This window comes from Komagataeibacter rhaeticus, assembly GCF_003207855.1.
Classification (GTDB): domain Bacteria; phylum Pseudomonadota; class Alphaproteobacteria; order Acetobacterales; family Acetobacteraceae; genus Komagataeibacter; species Komagataeibacter rhaeticus.
The window spans coordinates 278,665-296,086 of the sequence record NZ_NKTZ01000002.1; the positions used below are offsets into that span (position 1 = coordinate 278,665).

18 protein-coding genes are annotated in these 17,422 nt (G+C 66.6%); 10 read left to right on the forward strand and 8 right to left on the reverse strand.

What is annotated here, in order from left to right; translation table 11 throughout:
• Positions 1 to 36: 36 nt before the first annotated feature.
• Positions 37 to 3,360: an AsmA-like C-terminal region-containing protein gene (locus tag CFR78_RS03490; RefSeq protein WP_110580982.1), complete on the reverse strand. Its 3,324-nt coding sequence runs from the start codon at positions 3,358 to 3,360 to the stop codon at positions 37 to 39.
• A gap of 65 nt (positions 3,361 to 3,425) precedes the next feature.
• Between CFR78_RS03490 and CFR78_RS03495 the strand changes: the two genes are divergently transcribed.
• Together CFR78_RS03495 and CFR78_RS03500 are read left to right on the forward strand one after the other, a co-directional pair.
• A complete protein-coding gene (locus CFR78_RS03495; protein ID WP_181417480.1) occupies positions 3,426 to 6,452 on the forward strand; it encodes a bifunctional [glutamine synthetase] adenylyltransferase/[glutamine synthetase]-adenylyl-L-tyrosine phosphorylase in 3,027 nt (1,008 codons plus the stop codon).
• Positions 6,453 to 6,575: 123 nt separating this feature from the next.
• Positions 6,576 to 7,088: a peroxiredoxin gene (locus CFR78_RS03500; RefSeq protein ID WP_034933234.1), complete on the forward strand. Its 513-nt coding sequence runs from the start codon at positions 6,576 to 6,578 to the stop codon at positions 7,086 to 7,088.
• On the opposite strand, the gene CFR78_RS03505 is transcribed toward CFR78_RS03500, so the two are convergent.
• The 4 genes from CFR78_RS03505 to aat all read right to left on the reverse strand — a co-directional run bounded on the left by CFR78_RS03505 (position 7,089) and on the right by aat (position 9,588).
• Positions 7,089 to 7,394 carry a hypothetical protein gene (locus CFR78_RS03505; protein ID WP_007399594.1) on the reverse strand — a complete coding sequence of 102 codons (306 nt, stop codon included), beginning with the start codon at positions 7,392 to 7,394 and terminating at the stop codon, positions 7,089 to 7,091. It lies immediately after the preceding gene.
• 127 nt (positions 7,395 to 7,521) lie between these two features.
• Positions 7,522 to 8,130: a hypothetical protein gene (locus tag CFR78_RS03510; RefSeq protein WP_034933413.1), complete on the reverse strand. Its 609-nt coding sequence runs from the start codon at positions 8,128 to 8,130 to the stop codon at positions 7,522 to 7,524.
• Between the two features lie 47 nt (positions 8,131 to 8,177).
• Positions 8,178 to 8,858: a hypothetical protein gene (locus tag CFR78_RS03515; protein ID WP_034933416.1), complete on the reverse strand. Its 681-nt coding sequence runs from the start codon at positions 8,856 to 8,858 to the stop codon at positions 8,178 to 8,180.
• A 67-nt stretch (positions 8,859 to 8,925) separates the two neighbouring features.
• A complete protein-coding gene (gene aat / locus CFR78_RS03520; RefSeq protein ID WP_050800776.1) occupies positions 8,926 to 9,588 on the reverse strand; it encodes a leucyl/phenylalanyl-tRNA--protein transferase in 663 nt (220 codons plus the stop codon).
• A gap of 83 nt (positions 9,589 to 9,671) precedes the next feature.
• Here aat and CFR78_RS03525 point away from each other — a divergent pair, with 83 nt between their 5' ends.
• Both CFR78_RS03525 and CFR78_RS03530 read left to right on the forward strand, forming a co-directional pair.
• Positions 9,672 to 10,646, forward strand: a complete 975-nt coding sequence (locus CFR78_RS03525) for a 2-hydroxyacid dehydrogenase (protein ID WP_007399590.1) — start codon at positions 9,672 to 9,674, stop codon at positions 10,644 to 10,646.
• A gap of 23 nt (positions 10,647 to 10,669) precedes the next feature.
• Positions 10,670 to 10,858 carry a hypothetical protein gene (locus CFR78_RS03530; protein ID WP_034933240.1) on the forward strand — a complete coding sequence of 63 codons (189 nt, stop codon included), beginning with the start codon at positions 10,670 to 10,672 and terminating at the stop codon, positions 10,856 to 10,858.
• A gap of 118 nt (positions 10,859 to 10,976) precedes the next feature.
• On the opposite strand, the gene CFR78_RS03535 is transcribed toward CFR78_RS03530, so the two are convergent.
• The 3 genes from CFR78_RS03535 to CFR78_RS03545 form a co-directional block, all read right to left on the reverse strand.
• Positions 10,977 to 11,825 carry an EcsC family protein gene (locus CFR78_RS03535; protein WP_007399588.1) on the reverse strand — a complete coding sequence of 283 codons (849 nt, stop codon included), beginning with the start codon at positions 11,823 to 11,825 and terminating at the stop codon, positions 10,977 to 10,979.
• A gap of 179 nt (positions 11,826 to 12,004) precedes the next feature.
• Positions 12,005 to 12,418, reverse strand: a complete 414-nt coding sequence (locus CFR78_RS03540) for an EVE domain-containing protein (RefSeq protein WP_034933242.1) — start codon at positions 12,416 to 12,418, stop codon at positions 12,005 to 12,007.
• Between the two features lie 10 nt (positions 12,419 to 12,428).
• Complete coding sequence (locus CFR78_RS03545) at positions 12,429 to 12,722, reverse strand: YciI family protein (RefSeq protein ID WP_007399585.1); 294 nt, start codon at positions 12,720 to 12,722, stop codon at positions 12,429 to 12,431.
• Positions 12,723 to 12,900: 178 nt separating this feature from the next.
• Here CFR78_RS03545 and CFR78_RS03550 point away from each other — a divergent pair, with 178 nt between their 5' ends.
• From CFR78_RS03550 to CFR78_RS03575, 6 genes are read left to right on the forward strand one after another with little or no spacing between them, the layout of a single operon-like run.
• Complete coding sequence (locus tag CFR78_RS03550) at positions 12,901 to 13,707, forward strand: heme ABC transporter permease (protein WP_034933245.1); 807 nt, start codon at positions 12,901 to 12,903, stop codon at positions 13,705 to 13,707.
• Positions 13,704 to 13,850 (forward strand): heme exporter protein CcmD, encoded by a 147-nt coding sequence (locus CFR78_RS03555; RefSeq protein WP_007399583.1) that lies wholly within the window; start codon positions 13,704 to 13,706, stop codon positions 13,848 to 13,850. Before CFR78_RS03550 ends, CFR78_RS03555 begins: the two co-directional genes overlap by 4 nt.
• Positions 13,847 to 14,380 carry a cytochrome c maturation protein CcmE gene (gene ccmE / locus CFR78_RS03560; RefSeq protein WP_007399582.1) on the forward strand — a complete coding sequence of 178 codons (534 nt, stop codon included), beginning with the start codon at positions 13,847 to 13,849 and terminating at the stop codon, positions 14,378 to 14,380. Before CFR78_RS03555 ends, ccmE begins: the two co-directional genes overlap by 4 nt.
• An 8-nt stretch (positions 14,381 to 14,388) precedes the next feature.
• Positions 14,389 to 16,368 carry a heme lyase CcmF/NrfE family subunit gene (locus CFR78_RS03565; RefSeq protein WP_007399581.1) on the forward strand — a complete coding sequence of 660 codons (1,980 nt, stop codon included), beginning with the start codon at positions 14,389 to 14,391 and terminating at the stop codon, positions 16,366 to 16,368.
• Positions 16,365 to 16,937: a DsbE family thiol:disulfide interchange protein gene (locus tag CFR78_RS03570; protein WP_034933248.1), complete on the forward strand. Its 573-nt coding sequence runs from the start codon at positions 16,365 to 16,367 to the stop codon at positions 16,935 to 16,937. The genes CFR78_RS03565 and CFR78_RS03570 overlap by 4 nt, the downstream gene beginning before the upstream one ends.
• Positions 16,934 to 17,422, forward strand: coding sequence for a cytochrome c-type biogenesis protein (locus CFR78_RS03575; protein ID WP_181417481.1), 489 nt, complete (start codon positions 16,934 to 16,936; stop codon positions 17,420 to 17,422). The genes CFR78_RS03570 and CFR78_RS03575 overlap by 4 nt, the downstream gene beginning before the upstream one ends.

Genomic DNA, 17,422 nt, shown 5'->3' on the forward strand with positions numbered 1-17,422 from the left:
GAAGCTTTCCACACACGGCTTCAGCAAAAACGCCTTTTAATGGATGTGCATGACATTGCGCAGGAAGCCGGGCAGCAGCATGGCATAGGGGTTCACATGCACCGCCGGGTTGCCCATCGGCCCGGTCACCTGATAGGTGGCCGATACCACGCCGCCATTCTTTTCGGGACTGAACAGCCAGCCCAGCAGGCCCGGCAGATGCCCCGGTGCCGCATTGACCGCAAAGGCGGGGATGATGGTGCCATCCAGGTTGAGCGTCTTCTTCTCCAGGTTCACGTCGCCTGAAACGGTTGCCCCCAGCGAGGCATTGCTGACCAGCCCGTCGGCAATGTGGATCGTGCCCTCATCCATCGTGACGGGGGCGGCAAGCTGCTCGATCTGCATGCCCGGCGCATGCGGCGCGCGCAGCCAGCCATAGATCGAGGCATTATTGGCCAGCCTGACCACGGCGGGCACGTTACGCAGCTTGAACGGCCCCATGGTGACCTTGCCCGTAAAGGGGGCCGACGGCGTGCTGTCATCAAAACTGCCGTTGATGTCGGTCACGCCGCCCTGCATCTCGTCGGTCACCTTCATATCCCGCAGCAGGTCGCCCAGGCTTGCCACATGCACGTCCAGCACGCGGCTGCTGACCTGCGGCGTCAGGTGGGCGGTCGCGGCAACCGGGCCTTCAACCGTCAGCACGCCGCGCGTCAGCCGCGTGCCGTTGGTTTCCAGATGGCTGTGCACGTTGGTCAGCGTGTCGGTCGGGCCGTAATACAGGGTCTGGGCATCAACATTCAGGTCCCACCGCCGTCCGGGCGGGCTGCTGACGCGGCCGGTGGCCATTTCGGGTATGTGATAGCCGCTGCCGCCCTGATGGCCGGCCGCTCTGGCCGCAGCCGCGGGATCGGGCGCGGTCTGGAACGAGACCAGCGGCGAGAGGTCCAGCACCTGTGCCGCGACATTGACCCCGATGGGGTCCCTTTCGTGCTGGGGCAGCATGACGGAGGCGTTGCCCACCGACCGCCCGACGCGGAACCCGCGCAGGATCAGCCTGCGCGCCATGCCCGACGCGGTTTCGGCATGGCCATCGATCAGCAGGTCCGGGCCCACGGCACGGATGTTCTCGATCGCCGCGATCTGCCCGTGGTCCAGTTGCAGTTCGACAGAGGCATTGGCCTCCTGCCCCACCTTCTTGGACCAGATGGGAATGGCCAGCGCCGCGCGGTCCAGGTCCAGGTCGATATCAACCTGCGCCCTGCCCCCCACATACCGGTCGTAATCCACATTCAGCAGGGCATTGCCGGAGAAATGTTCCCCCATCTCGAAGCCCGCGCGCCGCACCCCTTCGGGGGTTACATGACCCTGCAGGCTGGCGCTTTCCACCGCATGGACCATTGGCCCGCTGCGGAAATCCATGGTGTAGATCACGCTGGAGGGAATGCCCGCCAGCACGCCCGTGCCCTGCAGCAGCAGGCCATTGGTCGTGGCGTCGATGCCAAGATTGCCGTTATCAAGCGGCCTGCCCACCACCACATTGCCCAGATGCACCCCATCCAGGTCGGTATGGCTGCGCAGGTCGATCTGGTCCAGCCGCACATGCGCATCAAGCGGCAGGGCAATGTGCAGCGACACATTGGCCCGCCCGGCAGGGTGGGTGAACGACATGGGATGGCGCGAAAGCACATTGAGCCGTGGCTCGGCCAGAAGGGCCAGCACATCGCGCGCATTGCCCAGCAGGGTGGTGTTGATGTCGCCCACCTGCACCTTTCGATTCAGGCCGGTAATGAGCATGGAGCCGGGACCGACCTCGATCCGCCCGGTACCGGTGGCATCCACATGCCGGTCCGCCAGATCCACAAGCTGGTAGGCATGGCCGAAGCGGATCATGATCTGGTCCGGACCATCGAAAGTAAGATGGGCATCCATGTCATGCAGGGGTGCAATGGGGCGCAGCCAGTGCAGTTCCATGTCATCGGCATCGATGGTGCCACCCAGCGAGACCAGGTCAAGCCCGCCCCAGCCCGTATGGCTGTCCAGCCCCATGTTGATCTGGAACTGGCGCACCCGGCCCTGCGGGATGTTCTGCGTGACCCAGCGCCGCGCGCCCTTCATGGCGCGCGGCGGCCAGAAATCCCCCAGCGACGCGAAATCCAGCGCCTGCGCACGCGCCGCCACGTTCACCTGCGCCGCCTTGGGGTTGAATACGGATGTGGATTTGAGTTCCGCCTTCGCCTCCAGCGTCGGCCCCGTATCGTCATCCGCCGCGTGGCCGGGCACGCGCAGGTGCAGCATGAAATTGTTCAGCGTTACATGCAGCGGGCCATCCAGCGGCGCCGTGGCCGGTCCCGCGCCCAGCGCACCCACCAGGTCGGCACTGCCCTGCCCCACCAGGTACTGCCCCGCCTTGCGCGTGGTGACCTGGCCATTGCCCGCTTCCAGATGCACGCTGAAATCACGCGGCATGAGAAAGGGCATGTCCCGCCCGCCATCACGGAAAGACACATGCAGGCTGCCCCCCACCGGCAGGTCCAGGGGGGCGACTTCCTTCTGTCCCGGCGCAAAGGCCGCGGGGCTGATCGGGTCCAGCCCCACGGTCCAGTCCACCTGTCGCGGGCCGCTATGTTCGCCCGTGCCATGCAGCACCAGCCGTTCGCCATTGCCCTCCAACCCCAGCCGGACATCACCCGTAATGCCCTTCTGGCCGGAATCGGTTACGATCTTCAGCCGGGCATCGGCCTCGCCCAGCCGCCAGGTGCGCCCGCTCCTGCGGTCGGTAAAGGTGACATGCGTGTCGGACACGATCGCCTGGCGCAGCCCGTCCAGATCCACCGGCGGCGGTTCCTGCGGCCTGAGCGAGGGGTAGGGCGTATCCGGCCCCAGATCGAGGCCGAACTTGCCCTCCCGGTTGCGCGCGAAACGCAGCCGCCCGTGCGAGGCCGACAGTTCCAGAATGCGCACCCGCCCGTGCGCTAGCGCCGGACTGTCAATGGTGATGCGCCCGCGTCGCAGCGTGTCCGCCATCTCGCCATTGCGGCGGCGGATGGCAACGTCCTCCACCCATATCACCAGCGGTGCGCGCAGCCCTTCATGCAGCGCGTTCCAGCCCATGCGTACATGCCCCGCCGACAGGCCGCCGATAATATCCTCATGTTTCAGCCCGTGCGCCACGGGAATGGGCATGAGCAGCCTGACGGCGGGCGTGATGTCCAGCGGGCCTGCGGAAAGCCGTACCGTCAGCACCAGCAGCAGCACGGCGGGCAGCGTGATGCACAGCAGCACCAGCCAGATCACCACCCTGCCCCCCGCCAGTACCGCGCGGCGCACGCGGCTGGGGGCGGGGTGGGGCGGGGTAGAGGGTTGACCGGCTTCCGTCATGCCGTCCACGCTACGCCATCGCGCAGGTCTGCGTGGCTTTCCAGTCTTTTACCGGACCCCTTTCCATGGATCAGCCCATACCGCCTTCCCCCGTGCTGCACCCGTCGTGGCAGGGATGCACCTGGCCCCTTCCGGCAGATGGACGGGGGGCGGCCATACTGCATGAACATCTGGCGGCGGCCTGTGCCCGCGCGGGGCTGCCCGATGTCACCACCCTGCCCGGCGCGGCCCCGCTGATCGATGCGCTGGGGGGCAACGCCCCCTATCTGGCGGACCTGGCGCAGCGTGACATCACAGCGTTCCTTGCCCTGCTGACGGAGGGGGCGGAGTCCTGCACGCGCCGCATCCTGGACGGGCTGGAAGCCCTGCCGCCCGCCATGCCCCGCGCCCGGATCATGGCAGAGCTGCGCATAGCCAAGCGGCAGGCGGCCCTGGCCATCGCACTGGCCGACATAGGCGGCGCATGGACGCTGGAACAGGTGACGCTTGCCCTGAGCGAGCTGGCGGAAAACGCGCTGGGGGCCGCGGTCAGGCATCTGCTGCTGCATGCGCACGAGACGGGACGGCTGCGGCTGCGCAACCCCGAAAACCCGTGCCGGGGCAGCGGCTTCGTGGTTCTGGCGATGGGGAAGCTGGGCGCGCGGGAACTGAACTACTCCTCGGACATAGACCTGATCGTGCTGTACGACCCGGACCGCCACCCCGGTAACGAGGGGCTGCGGCATACCTTTGTGCGCATGACTAGCGATCTTGTCACCCTTATGGAAGCGCGAGATGCAAATGGTTACGTTTTCCGCATGGACCTGCGGCTGCGGCCGGACCCATCCGCCACACCGGCCGCCGTATCCTTTCCCGCCGCCATCCAGTACTACGAAAGCATGGGCCGGACATGGGAACGCGCCGCCATGACCAAGGCCCGCCCCGTGGCGGGTGACATTACGGCGGGGCGCCGTTTCCTCAAAAGCATTCATCCGTTCGTCTGGCGCCGCCATCTGGATTTCGCGGTAATCGACGACCTGCATGACATGAAGGCCCGCATCGACCGCCATCGTAACGCAGGTCATGCCGATCTGGACAGCCTGCCGCCCGAACGCATCCGTGATCCGGCCGCGGCCACGGCATGGCTTCTGGGCCAGAACGTCAAGCTGGGCCAGGGCGGCATACGCGAAGTGGAGTTCGTGGCCCAGGCGCTGCAGCTTGTCTGGGGCGGCAGGCGGCCCGAACTGCGCGACCCCACCACGCTGGGCGCATTGCGGCGGCTGCGGCGGGCGGGACTGCTGGAACGTGCCCAGTCCGCAATACTGGCCCGCAATTACCGCATGCTGCGGCAGGCTGAACACCGCCTGCAGATGCGCATGGACCACCAGACCCACAGCCTGCCCGACACGGTGGACGGATTCGCCCGCTTCGCTACCTTCATGCTGGCAGCGGTGCCGGGGGAACTGGCCAGCGGCATGCTGGCGGTCATGCAGCGCTCGCGGCGGATATTCGACCAGCAGTTCGCCGAAGGCGGCACCGAGGACCAGACCATCGCCCCCGAGGACGCCGATGCCGCCGACCGCCTGCGCGGACACGGCTTCGCCGCAGGCGACATCAATGATGCGCTCGTCATCCTCAACCGCTGGGAGGGCAACCGCCTGCGCGCCCTGCGTTCGGACCGCGCGCGCAAGCTGCTGCGCCGGCTCCTGCCCACCCTCATGGCCGAGATCGGCAGCCGCCAGCAGCCGCTGGCGGTACTGCGCCGCTTTGACGCCCTGCTGGAACGGCAGTGGGCGGGGGTGCAGTTCCTGTCGCTGCTGGAACGCAACCCAGTCCTGATCCACCGCATCATGACCGTACTCGACTGCGCGCCCTTCCTGGCCGACCATCTGGCGCAGACCCCTTCCGCGCTGGACGGGCTGCTGGACACGGAGGATGGCCCCGGCGCGCTGGGCACCGCAACCGCGCTGGTGCGGCGGCATGTGGCCGGTGCCGGCACGGCCGAGCAGGTGCTGCCGGTGCTGCGCGGGCTGGTCTGCGGGGAAGAGTTCCGCCTGTCCGTCGCCCGTCTTGAACACCGCATGGGCGAGGACCGCGCCGCCCGTGCGCGCACCGCCATGGCGGACACGGTCATGCGCGGGCTGCTGGCGGTGGTCACGCGCGAACACAGGCGCCGCCATGGCAGCGTGCCCGGCGGGGCCATGGCGGTCGTGGCGCTGGGCAAGGCGGGATCGCATGAAATGATGCCGTGCTCGGACCTTGACCTCATGCTGGTGTTCGACCACCCCGACGATGCGGGGGAAAGCGTGGTCCCGGCATCGGTCCCGGCCGATGGCATCCCGCCGCGCCCGCTTTCCGCCGGAACCTATTACGTGCGCCTGGCCCATGCCTTTGTCGCGGCACTGACCGCGCCGGGGCGGGAAGGACCGCTGTACGAGGTGGACATGCGGCTGCGGCCCTCGGGTTCCAAGGGACCGGTCGCGGTCTCGCTTTCCGCCTTCCGCCGCTACCATGCGGAATCGGCCTGGACATGGGAACGCATGGCCCTGACCCGCGCCCGCGTGGTGGCAGGCCCGCCCCGGCTTGCGGGGGCACTGCGCGCGGCAATCGCCCATGCGCTGGATGAGGGGCCCCATGCCACCGCGCAGGCGCGCGCCCGGGTCCTGCATGACGTACGCCACATGCGCGAACGCCTGGCGCGCGAACGCCCCGCCTCCGGCCCGTGGGACATCAAGCGCCGCCGGGGCGGGCTGATGGATGTGGAATTCGTGGCACAGGGGCTGCAGCTGCTGGCGGCCGTGCCCGCCACGCGCAGTCCGTCCACGCGCCTGGCACTGCTGCGCATGGCGCGCGCGGGCGAGATGGATGCGCATGATGCCGGCATGCTGCGCCGCGCCGACCTGTTCTGGCGGACGTTGCAGGGGCTGATCCGCATCATCTGCGGCCGGGACATACCAGAGACCATACCCGCCGCCAGCCTTGAAATCCTGACCGGGGAGTTCAATGTGCCCGACGCCGCCGCCCTGCTGCGGCGCATGGACCGGATGGCTGCCGCTGTCACGGCCATATTCGACCGCCTGGTCCCGCCCATTGCCGATACGCCCGAACCATAGCGCGACAGGCCCGGTTCCCTGATGCACGGAAGCGTTGCATGATCACGCGCCACAACAAACCCCGGCCCCCTGCGCGCGTTGTGGCAACGCGCGACGCAGGCAGCCAGATCAGCAAGGCAGGTCATGAGCAAGGTTTCTCCCCCCTTTCCCGAACCCGGCAGCGCGGTTCCCGATTTCGACATGGCCGCGAGCGGTGGCCGCAGGGTCAGCCTGGGCAGCCTGCGCGGGCAGCCCTTCGTGCTGTATTTCTACCCCAAGGCCAGTACATCGGGCTGCACGAAGGAAGCGTGCGAATTCGAGGCCGCACTGGCCGACCTGCAGAAGGAGGGCATCAGCGTAATCGGGGTATCGCGTGACGGGATGCCCGCGCTGGAAAAATTCGCGGCCGATCACGGCCTGACCTTCCCCCTCGCCTCCGACGGCGATGGCCATGTGACCGAAGCCTATGGCGTATGGGTGGAAAAATCGATGTACGGCCGCAAATACATGGGGATCGAGCGCGCGACCTTCCTGGTCGATGCCACCGGACACCTGCTCCAGGCCTGGCGCAAGGTCAAGGTGACGAACCACGTCGCCGCCGTGCGCAAGGCCATTGCGACCCTGCTGCTACAGGCGGGAACGGGTCATCAGGCGTAATCAGTAATACGGGCGCACCGGGCCGCCCCCATAGGGGCCGTAGGCCATGACCGGCGGCGGGGGCGGGGGCGGCCCGTAATAGACCACCGGCGGCGCGGGACGGTAATAGACCGGCGGCGGCGGGGGTGGCGGCCCGTAGGCATCCATCATGGCACCGCCGACAACCCCGCCCACGATGCCGCCCACCAGGCCCCCCACAAACGCATCACCCGGGCCACCGCGCCCATGGGCATGGGCCTGTGGCACGGCCCCGGCCACCCCGGCGAGAACCACAAGACCCGCTGCGATGCTTCGTATGTTTTTCATAACCCTGTCTGCGCTCCTGTATCGCTCAGGCGGGAGAAGCCGCCCCGCCGGACTCCCTTAAACAGGAACGCAGTGGCGATTTACGGGCAGGTTGCGCCCTTTTCGTGCCACAAAGCGGACCGGGCCGTTACGGATGGGCGGCGTGCAGTTCCTTCAGCCCCGCTGGCACGGCAAACACGCTGGCGGGCTGGGGATCGCGGGTGATGGATGTCGCTTCTACCATGACCTTGCCATCGCGCCTGACCTCCATCATCACGCCGTCATCGGTGTAACAGATCTCGCTGGGGCGCTGGTCGGTATCCTGCGTCTGCCACAGGGTGCACGGCGTGCCCACGACGTTTGACACGCCGGTGCGCAGCCAGTTGCCCTGCGCGCGCTGGCCCATCGCCACATTGGCCGCGCCGGGCGCGGGGATGACGGTCTTGACCTTCTGGTCGGCGTTCACCACCGTCAGCGTGCCCGCATGGTAGTCGGTGATCATGTAGGTTGCCGCATTGCCCGGATCGACACGCTGCATCATGGTACCGGCCGACCAGCGCATGCGCTGCGTCATGACCGCACTCGTGTCATGCGGGGGATAGATGGCGTAGCTGACATCCACATCATTCTGCGGCGTGACATACGGGGTCTGGGTATCGGGGGGCGCGCCATCGGCGGCATGGGCATAGCCCGGCCCCGCCAGCAGCAGGGCACCCATCATTACGGTCCGGCGGAGGCCATGGGCCAGTCGTGTCACTTCATGCAATCCTTCAAACGGGCCTTGGAAAAACGGGCGGCGGGGCCTCATCCGCCCTTCGCGTCCCTGCCGGCGGGGGTGCCGGGCGGCGGGGGCGGCTCAACCTTGCGGTAGCCTTCCGGCGGCTGGAACATGCTGTCCGGTATGGGGCCGTACACGACTTTCGTCGCTTCCAGCTTACCCTTCAGCCCGTCACCATCCACGCCTATTTCCTGCAGTACCACGCCATCCTCCGTCACGCAGGCGGTGGCGTTGCCCTGATCGGTCGTGACATCCCACTGCGTGCAGGCAACACCCGCCACACTCGATGCCCCCTTGCGGACAAAGGACATGGACAGGTCCAGCAGGAAGGGGTTGCGGATACCGTAACGCGCATCAAGCTGGCTGTAGACCTTCTGCGGGTTGATGATGATGGTGACCTGGCGGCTCATGCGGTTGAGGATCGTCTCGCCCATGCCCTGCGGGCTGTCGATTCGCATCAGCCCGCCATTATAGGCGAACCATGTACGCACGGCCTTGGGCTCGGGCACGCCATCGGGCTGGACGTTGTAATCCACCTGCACATCCCGCGTGGGGGTAAGCGGGGGATGAACGCCCGGGGCATCCTGCGCGCGGGCGGGCCGCGGGCCGCCCCCTGCCGTCACGGCCGCCGCAAACGTCGCCACCCCCAGTAATCCTGCGCCCGTCCATGCCCGCCTGTATCGCGGGCGGGGCGTTGCATGCTTCATCACGTCTTTCCCTTCATCTGCCCAGACGGAAGCCCGCATGGACCGCCCTGTCAACCGCATGGGTGCGTCATGTTCCGCGCAGGGCGCGGATCGCGGCCTCCACCACCGTGTCCTGCCCGTTGCCCACCCATGTGGCCGCCTGCTCCACCGCCTGTTCCAGCGCGTGCAGATAGGCGCGTGCCGGGATTTCGATCCCGCCGAACCCGGCCAGATGACCGGTGCCGAACTGGGTATCTAGCAGGGTGAACCCACCCAGCCGCAGCCGGGCCACCAGATGGACCAGCGCCACCTTGGACGCATCGCGCTGGCGGCTGAACATGCTCTCCCCAAAGAAGGCGCGTCCGATGGCCACGCCATACAGCCCGCCCACCAGCCGGCCTTCGTGGCGCACCTCCACGCTATGGGCATGGCCCATGGCATGCAGCTGGCAGAACAGGCTGCGGATGCGCGGATTGATCCATGTGCTCTCACGCCCCGGCGCGGGTTCGGCGCAGCCATCCATGATGGCGGGGAAATCCTGATCGGTCGCCACGACAAAACGCGACGACAGCACGGTGCGCATGAGCCTGCGCGGGACATGAAAACCGTCAAGCGGCAGGATGCCGCGCATTTCGGGGCAGAACCATTCCAGCGTGTCCGAACGGGCATCGGGCGCCATGGGGAACAGGCCGATGCGGTAAGCGCGCAGCATAAGCTCCGGCGTGATGGGAACCGTGTCTTGACCCGTCATGTTCTTGGGATAACCCTCTCGCATGCTCCTGTGGCCATAACGGACCACGGCATGCCCGCGTTCATCAGGAGAAAATACCCCATATGTCCGATATCCGTCCCCGCCTGCTGCTGACCCAGCGCCAGACCCCGGCGGTCATGCAGCGCATCACGCACAGCTTTACCATATCCGGCACGCCCGAACACAGGCTGACAACGCGCGAACTGCTGGATGCCGCGCGTGCCTTCCAGCCTGATGCCATCATGACATCAACCGGCCTGCCGCTACAGGGCGATGATGTAAAACAGCTGCCCGACTGCGTGAAGGTGGTGGCGACCGTAAGCGTGGGCACCGACCACCTGGATATTCCCGCCCTGCACGCACGCGGCATTATTGTCACCAACACCCCCGATGTGCTGACGGACTGCAATGCGGACATGGCCATCCTGCTCATGCTGGCGGCCGCCCGGCGGGCGGGGGAATATACCACGCTCATGCGCGGGGGCTGGGGGCGGTCACTGGCCATGGACGAACTGCTGGGCACGCGCATGAGCGGCAAGCGGCTGGGCATTGTCGGCATGGGCCGCATCGGTCGCGCGGTGGCCCGTCGCGCGCGTGGCTTCGATATGGAAATACTGTATTCCAACCGCCGCCGCCTGCCAGCCGCGCAGGAAGCGGGTGCGACCTATTTCGGCACGCTGGCCGACATGCTGCCGCATTGCGATATCCTGAGCCTGCACCTGCCAGCATCACCCGAGACGGACGGCATGATCAACGCCGGCCTGCTGGCCCGCCTGCCGCGCGGCGCCATCTTCATCAATGCCGCCCGTGGCGCGCTGGTGGATGAGGATGCGCTGATCGACGCGCTGCGCAGCGGCCAGCTTGCCGCGGCGGGTCTGGACGTGTACCGCAACGAACCGAACCCGGACCCGCGATTCCTGGAACTGCCCAATGTCTTCCTGACCCCGCATGTAGGCAGCGCCACGACCGAGACCCGGACCGACATGGGCATGCTGGCCGTGGACAATGTGGAAGCCGTGCTTGGCGGCAGGCACCCGCCCACCCCCGTCAGGGCCTGAATCCGGACAACAGGGAGAAAACCATGGGACTACCGGGCATATTCGTGATTTTCGCGCTGATCGCCCTCCTGCTGGAAACGGTAGCACCCCGTTTCCATGGAATATGGGAGACATTGCTGGCGTTCTACTGCGTCTTCGCGCTGGTGGCGGGGCTGATCGAGGTCCGCCTCACGCTGAAGGCCCATGCCGCGTCCGGGCAGCGGCAGGGCTGACCCCTGCCACCGGAACGGGAAATGGATCAGCAAAAGTTTTTGGTGAAGCCTTTTTCAAAAAGGTGGCAACCAAAAACTTTTACTTTTTCTTATCAACCATCTGCTGCCAGACAGTCCCTTAACTCTCGCTGGCCTGGCTGGCGGCATGGGCCTTCAGGTCGGCGGCGGTGCGGCGTACTTCCGGCCCGTATTCCCGCTCCAGCCTGCGGATGGTGAAATGCGCCTGCGCCACCGCGCGATAATGCGACAGGAATGCCGCGTTGAGCGACGCCCCACACAGCGCGCCCGCCACCGGCATCATCTGCAGGGCGAATTTGCGCGACAGGCCCAGCCCGTAATGGGTCGCGACCTCACTCACCAGCATCACGACCGGGCGGCCACGCAGCATGGCACGGGCGGAAAAATAGCCCAGTTCGTTATCTTCCCCCTGTCCCTGCCCCTTAGGGCCGCCAAAGGGGAAGGCACGCAGGGCGAAAACCTCCAGGCATGCGGCGCGCGCTTCCTCCTGTGACAGGTCCTCCCCCTGCTCACGCGCGATGCGCGCGATCTCGCGCATGATGGCAAGCGTGGTGAAGCCGACATCCGCAATCAGGCCAGGCAGTCCGGTAAACCCGCCTACGGCCCCCGATACGGTCACGGCCGCCCTGAGTGCGGGCTCCCGCCATGTGGGGGTCCCCGCCGTGACCGAAATATCCCGCGGGCGGTCCATGCCCAGCACCGCGATGTCGAATGCGCGCCTGATGGCGGTTTCGGTCGCGGATTGCAGGCGGGCCTGCAGCGCAGGGGCCAGCCCCAGCGTGCGCATGCCCAGCATGGCCGCCTGCCCCACGGCGCCACCCATCAGGTCCGCCAGGCGTACCAGCACGCCGCGCCCGGCCTCGACGCGTTCCAGCGCCTGCTGGAGTTCATCAATACACGCGCTGTCCAGCGTCAGCGGTGCCAGTTCGTTCGCGGACCCTGCACTCATTACAATGCCTTTCGCCTGATCTTCCGTAAGAATACGGGCCGGTCCCGCCACGCGCCCGCAACGCGCGCAGTCAGGGGCCGGCCGCTACGCCCATGCGGCAGTGCCAACCGTTTCAGCACCATGGCCGCCTTCTGGCAATGCGCATCACCATGGCGGCAGGCATGAAACGCTGGCCTGCCCTAGCTGTTCCAGCCGCCCATGCGGCACAGATGCGCCCAGTGCGCATCCGACACCGGCACCACCGACAGGCGGGACTGCCGCACCAGCGCCAGATCCGCCAGCGCCGGATCGGCCTTGATCGCAGCCAGCGTAACCGGCTGCGGCATGGGGCCTATGGCGCGCACGTCCACACAGACCCACTGCCCGGCCTGCGCCGTAGGGTCGGGATAGGCTGCGCGCACCACCTCGACCACCCCCACGATCTCACGCCCCACGTTGGAGTGGTAGAAGAAGGCCCGGTCCCCCACCTGCATGGCCGCCAGGTTCTTCTTTGCCTGATGGTTGCGCACGCCGGTCCATGGCTCCACGCCGTTTTCCACCTGCTCGGCCCATGAAAAGGCATCCGGCTCGGACTTGATCAGCCAGTACGCCATGACCGGTTTCCTACTCCACCCGCAGGCTATCACGAAAAACTGAACGGAACGGACGGATCACCACGCTCTCGAACAGATCAACCTTGGCGTACGGGTCCTCCACGGCAAAGCCTTCCGCCGCGGCGCGGTCGGCCACGTCCACCACCAGCAGGCTGCCGCAGGGGCGGTTTTCCGCGTCCAGCAGCGGGCCGCCATGCACCACGTGCTGCTTCCACCGCTCCAGATAGGCCAGGTGCCGCTCACGCGTTGCCTTGCGGGTTTCAAGGCTGGCGGGCTTGTCGGTACAAATGATCGCAAACAGCATGTTTTCTCCTCTTGTGGCGGGACCGTACCATGACGGGACAGGACTGGCCGTGTCTTTTTTAACGCGATAGTGTAGAGCAGGAAATCGTCAGCCCCCAGCCACGCATGGGTGATGGCGGAAATTTTCATTGACCCCTTTCATTGCAGGGACAGGTGCCCCCGGCACGGATGGATCAACCTTGAACGCAACGCAGAGCCTTACCGCACGCACCGGTAACCTTTTTCATCGTTATGCCAACCCGGGCCGTTTCCTGCGCATGGGGGCGAAGCTGCAGCCATGGCTGACATGGCCCGCGCTTGTCCTGTCGGTGGCCGGAATCGTGTGGGGGCTGTTCTTCTCCCCCGCCGACTGGCAGCAGGGCGACAGCGTGCGCATCATGTACGTGCATGTGCCCACCGCATGGCTGGCATCGTCGGGCTATATGGGTCTGGCTGTCTGCTCGCTGCTGTCACTGGTGTGGCGCCACCCGCTGGCCGATCTGGCGGCGGTGGAAATCGGGCCGGTGGGCGCTGCCATCACCGCCGTATGCCTGGCCACCGGATCGCTGTGGGGCAAGCCCATGTGGGGCACATGGTGGGTATGGGATGCGCGGCTGACATCGGTGCTGGTGCTGTTCTTCCTGTATCTGGGCCATATCGCGCTGATCCGTGCGTTTGACGAGCCGCAGCGCGGCTACCGCGCCGCCGCCATACTGGGGCTGGCCGGTGCGATCGACCTGCCCATCATCAAGTTCAGCGTACAGTGGTGGAACACGCTGCACCAGCCTGACAGCATCACGGTTACGGGGGCGCCGACCATGTCCACCTCCATGCTGTGGCCGCTGGGGCTGACCACGCTGGGCTTCACGCTCGGGTTTGGCGCCATCGTGCTGGCGCGCCTGCGTGCCTCGGTCATGGAAAGCCGTATCCGCACCATCCTGGCCGCCAGCCGTGGCCGCCAGTCCGCCGCCCAGCCCGCCCCCACCACCGATAGTGCCCCCGCATGACCCACCTGCCCTATATTGCCGCGGCCTATGGCCTGACACTTGGCGTGGCCGCCATCCTGTCCATCAACGCAACCTTCCGCCTGCGCCAGGCACGCAAGCGCCTGGCCGCGATTGAACAGCCCCGGACCCGCCAGCCGTCATGACACGCAAGAGCCGACGCCTGTGGCTGGTCGTGGCGTGCATGATCGGACTTGGTTCCGCCGCCGCCCTCACCCTTAATGCCTTTTCCTCCAATATCGTGTTCTTCATGGCGCCCTCGCAGGTCCACGCCAAGCCGCCACCGGCCGACCGCACCATCCGCCTGGGCGGCATGGTGGTGGCGGGCAGCGTGCACCGTGAAAAGGTGAAGGACACGCCGGTCAACCTGTTTGACGTGACCGACGGCCAGGCCGCCGTGACCGTGCGCTACGAAGGCATCCTGCCCGACCTGTTCCGCGAGGGGCAGAGCGTGGTGGCGGTCGGTACCGTCAACCCCGATGGTACCTTCCGCGCCAGTGAGGTGCTGGCCAAGCATGACGAGACCTACATGCCCAAGGAAGTGGCCGAGGAACTGCGCCGCAGCGGCAAGTGGGACCCGCGCTTTGGCAAGGCGCCGGATGCGGCAAGCTGGAACACCATGACGGCGGCCGACACCCCGAAGAAACCGGCCACCCAGACACCTGACGGAAACTGACATCCGCGATGAACCCGGAACTTGGAAATTTTGCCCTGGCGCTGGCATGCTGCATGGCCGCCGGACAGGCGATCCTGCCCCTGATTGGCGCGAACCGGCGTGATGCGCGCCTGATGGCACTGGCGCCCGCGCTGGCGGTGGGGCAGATGCTGGCCCTGATCACGTCATTCGCCTGCCTGATCCATGCCGCCATCACCAACGATTTTTCGGTGCAGAACGTGGCGGCCAACAGTGCTGTCAGCAAGCCGCTGCTGTACAAGATCACCGGCGTATGGGGCAACCATGAGGGCTCGGTGCTGCTCTGGGCGATGATCCTGTCCATATGTGGTGGCGCGGTGGCCCTGTTCGGGCGCAACCTGCCTTCCGCGCTGCAGGCGCGCGTGATTGCGGTACTGGGCGGGGTTGCGGCGGGGTTCGAACTGTTCTGCCTTACCACCTCCAACCCGTTTGCCCGCGTGTGGCCTGCCCCGCTGGATGGCCAGGGCATGAACCCGCTGCTGCAGGACCCCGGCCTCGCCTTCCATCCGCCCATTCTCTACACCGGCTATGTCGGTTTTGCCGTTCCCTTCGCCTTTGCCATTGCCGCCCTGATCGAAGGAAGGGTCGATGCCGCGTGGGGCCGCTGGGTGCGCCCGTGGGCGGTGGCGGCATGGTGCTTCCTGACCTGTGGCATCGCCATGGGGTCGTGGTGGTCGTATTATGTACTGGGCTGGGGTGGCTACTGGTTCTGGGACCCGGTGGAGAACGCATCCCTGATCCCGTGGCTGACGGGCACGGCGCTGGTGCATTCGGCAATCGTGGTGGAAAAGCGCGAGGCGCTGAAGATCTGGACCGTGCTGCTGGCCATCGGTACGTTCTCGTTCTCGCTTTCGGGCACGTTCCTCGTGCGTTCGGGCATTCTCAATTCCGTGCATGCCTTTGCCAATGACCCGGCGCGTGGCGTGTTCATCCTCGGGCTGCTGGCGCTGGTCATTGGTGGCTCGCTGCTGCTGTTCGCCATCCGTGCGCCGCAACTGACCACGGGCGGGCTGTTTGCCCCCGTCTCGCGTGAAGGGCTGCTGGTGCTCAACAACATCCTGCTGTGCTCCATCTGCGCGGTGGTGCTGACGGGCACGATGTACCCCCCCTTCATGTCGCTTCTGTTCGGCAAGACGATTTCGGTCGGCAAGCCGTTCTTTGATGCAACCACCATCCCGCTGGCCATACCGCTTATGGTATTCATGGGGTTCGGCCCCATGGTGCCGTGGAAGCGCGCGCAGATGTGGCCGGTGCTGCGGCGTCTGTGGTGGGCGGCCTGCGTGGCGCTGGTGGCACTTGTGCTCGCCACGGTCCGGATGCGGGACATCCTGCCGGTGCTGGCCACGGCCACGGCGGTATGGGTGATCTGCTCCAGCCTGGCCGATATTGCCGAACGCCTGCGCCTGTTCCGCCAGCCGCTGGCCTATAGCTGGCAGCGCGCGCGCAGCCTGCCGCGCGCGGTGTTTGGCGCGGCCCTTGCGCATGCGGGCGTGGGCATCGTGGTGCTGGGCATTGCCGGCATGTCACAGGCCGCGCACCGGATTGTGGAGGTGCATGTGGGCCAGAGCGAGATGCTGGCCGGTGACAGCTGGACGCTCACGGACGTGCATCCGGCGGAAGGCCCCAACTACAGTGCGCTGGTCGCCACCATCGAGGTCCGCCACAATGGCCGCCTGATCACCACGCTGCACCCCTCCAAGCGCACCTTCGCCAGCCAGCACCAGACCACGACGGAAGTGGCGATCCATACCAACCTGCTGGCGGATATTTACGGCGTGCTGGGTGACAGGCATGGCGATGACGCCAACCCGACCTATGTGCTGCGCCTGCATTACAACCCGCTGGCGCCGTGGATGTGGCTGGGCGGGCTGATCATGGCCTTTGGTGGCGCGCTTTCACTGTCCGACCGGCGGGTGCGCGTGGGTGCGCCGCGCCGGGCGAAAACGGTTGATGTGGTGGTGGTACAATGAGCGGGCAGCCTCCCTCCCCCACGCGCCGCCGCCTGCTCATGGCCGCCCCGCTGGTTGTGGCGGGCGGTGTGGGCGTGGGCTTCTGGCGCATGCTGTCGGGCATGACAAAAGGCTCGTTCGACCCGCATGACATCCATGCCCCGGCGCTGAACCGCCCCGTGCCCGACTTCGCCCTGCCCGACCAGGCACCGGGCAGCGGTTTTTCCGCGCAGGACCTGCGCGCGCTCAAGGCGCCGGTGCTGGTGAACTATTTTGCATCCTGGTGCATACCCTGCGTGGCCGAAATGCCGGTGCTCAACGCGCTGAAGGAAAAACTGCCCATATGGGGCATTGCGTACAAGGACAGACCGGAACATGCGCTGGGCTTCGTGCAGCGGGCAGGCAACCCCTATGCCCGCATCGCCGCCGACCGGGACGGGCTGGCGGCCATTGACTGGGGCGTATCCGGCGTGCCGGAAACCTTCCTGATCGGCCCCGGCGGCGTGATCCGCTGGCATACCGCCTCCCCCATTACCGAAACCATGATCACCCGCACGATCATGCCGCTGGCGGACAGCCTGAAGTCATGATGAAGAACCCGTTCCCGCGCCGTGGCGGCGTGCTGGCCCTGCTGGCCTGCCTGCTGTTCGCCCCCATCATGGCCATGGCGGTGGATGACCCGTCCGAAATGCTGCCCGATCCGGCACAGGAACAGCGTGCCGAGGCCATTGGCGCCCAGTTGCGCTGCCTTGTCTGCCAGAACGAATCGATCGAGGACAGCAGCGCCGACCTGGCCCGTGACCTGCGCCATGTGGTGCGCGAACATGTGGCCAAGGGGGAAAGCAACCAGCAGATCATGGCGTGGATGGTCAGCCGCTACGGCAATTTCATCCGCCTCAGACCACCGCTGACCATAGGCACGCTGCTGCTGTGGATCATGCCGCTGCTGGCACTGGGCATTGGCATTGGCGTTGCGTGGTGGACCTTCCGCAGGCCACGCGCCCCCACCCCGGCACCGCTGAGTGATGAAGAGCGCCGCCGCCTGTCCGACCTGACCGAAACACGCCGAGAGTGA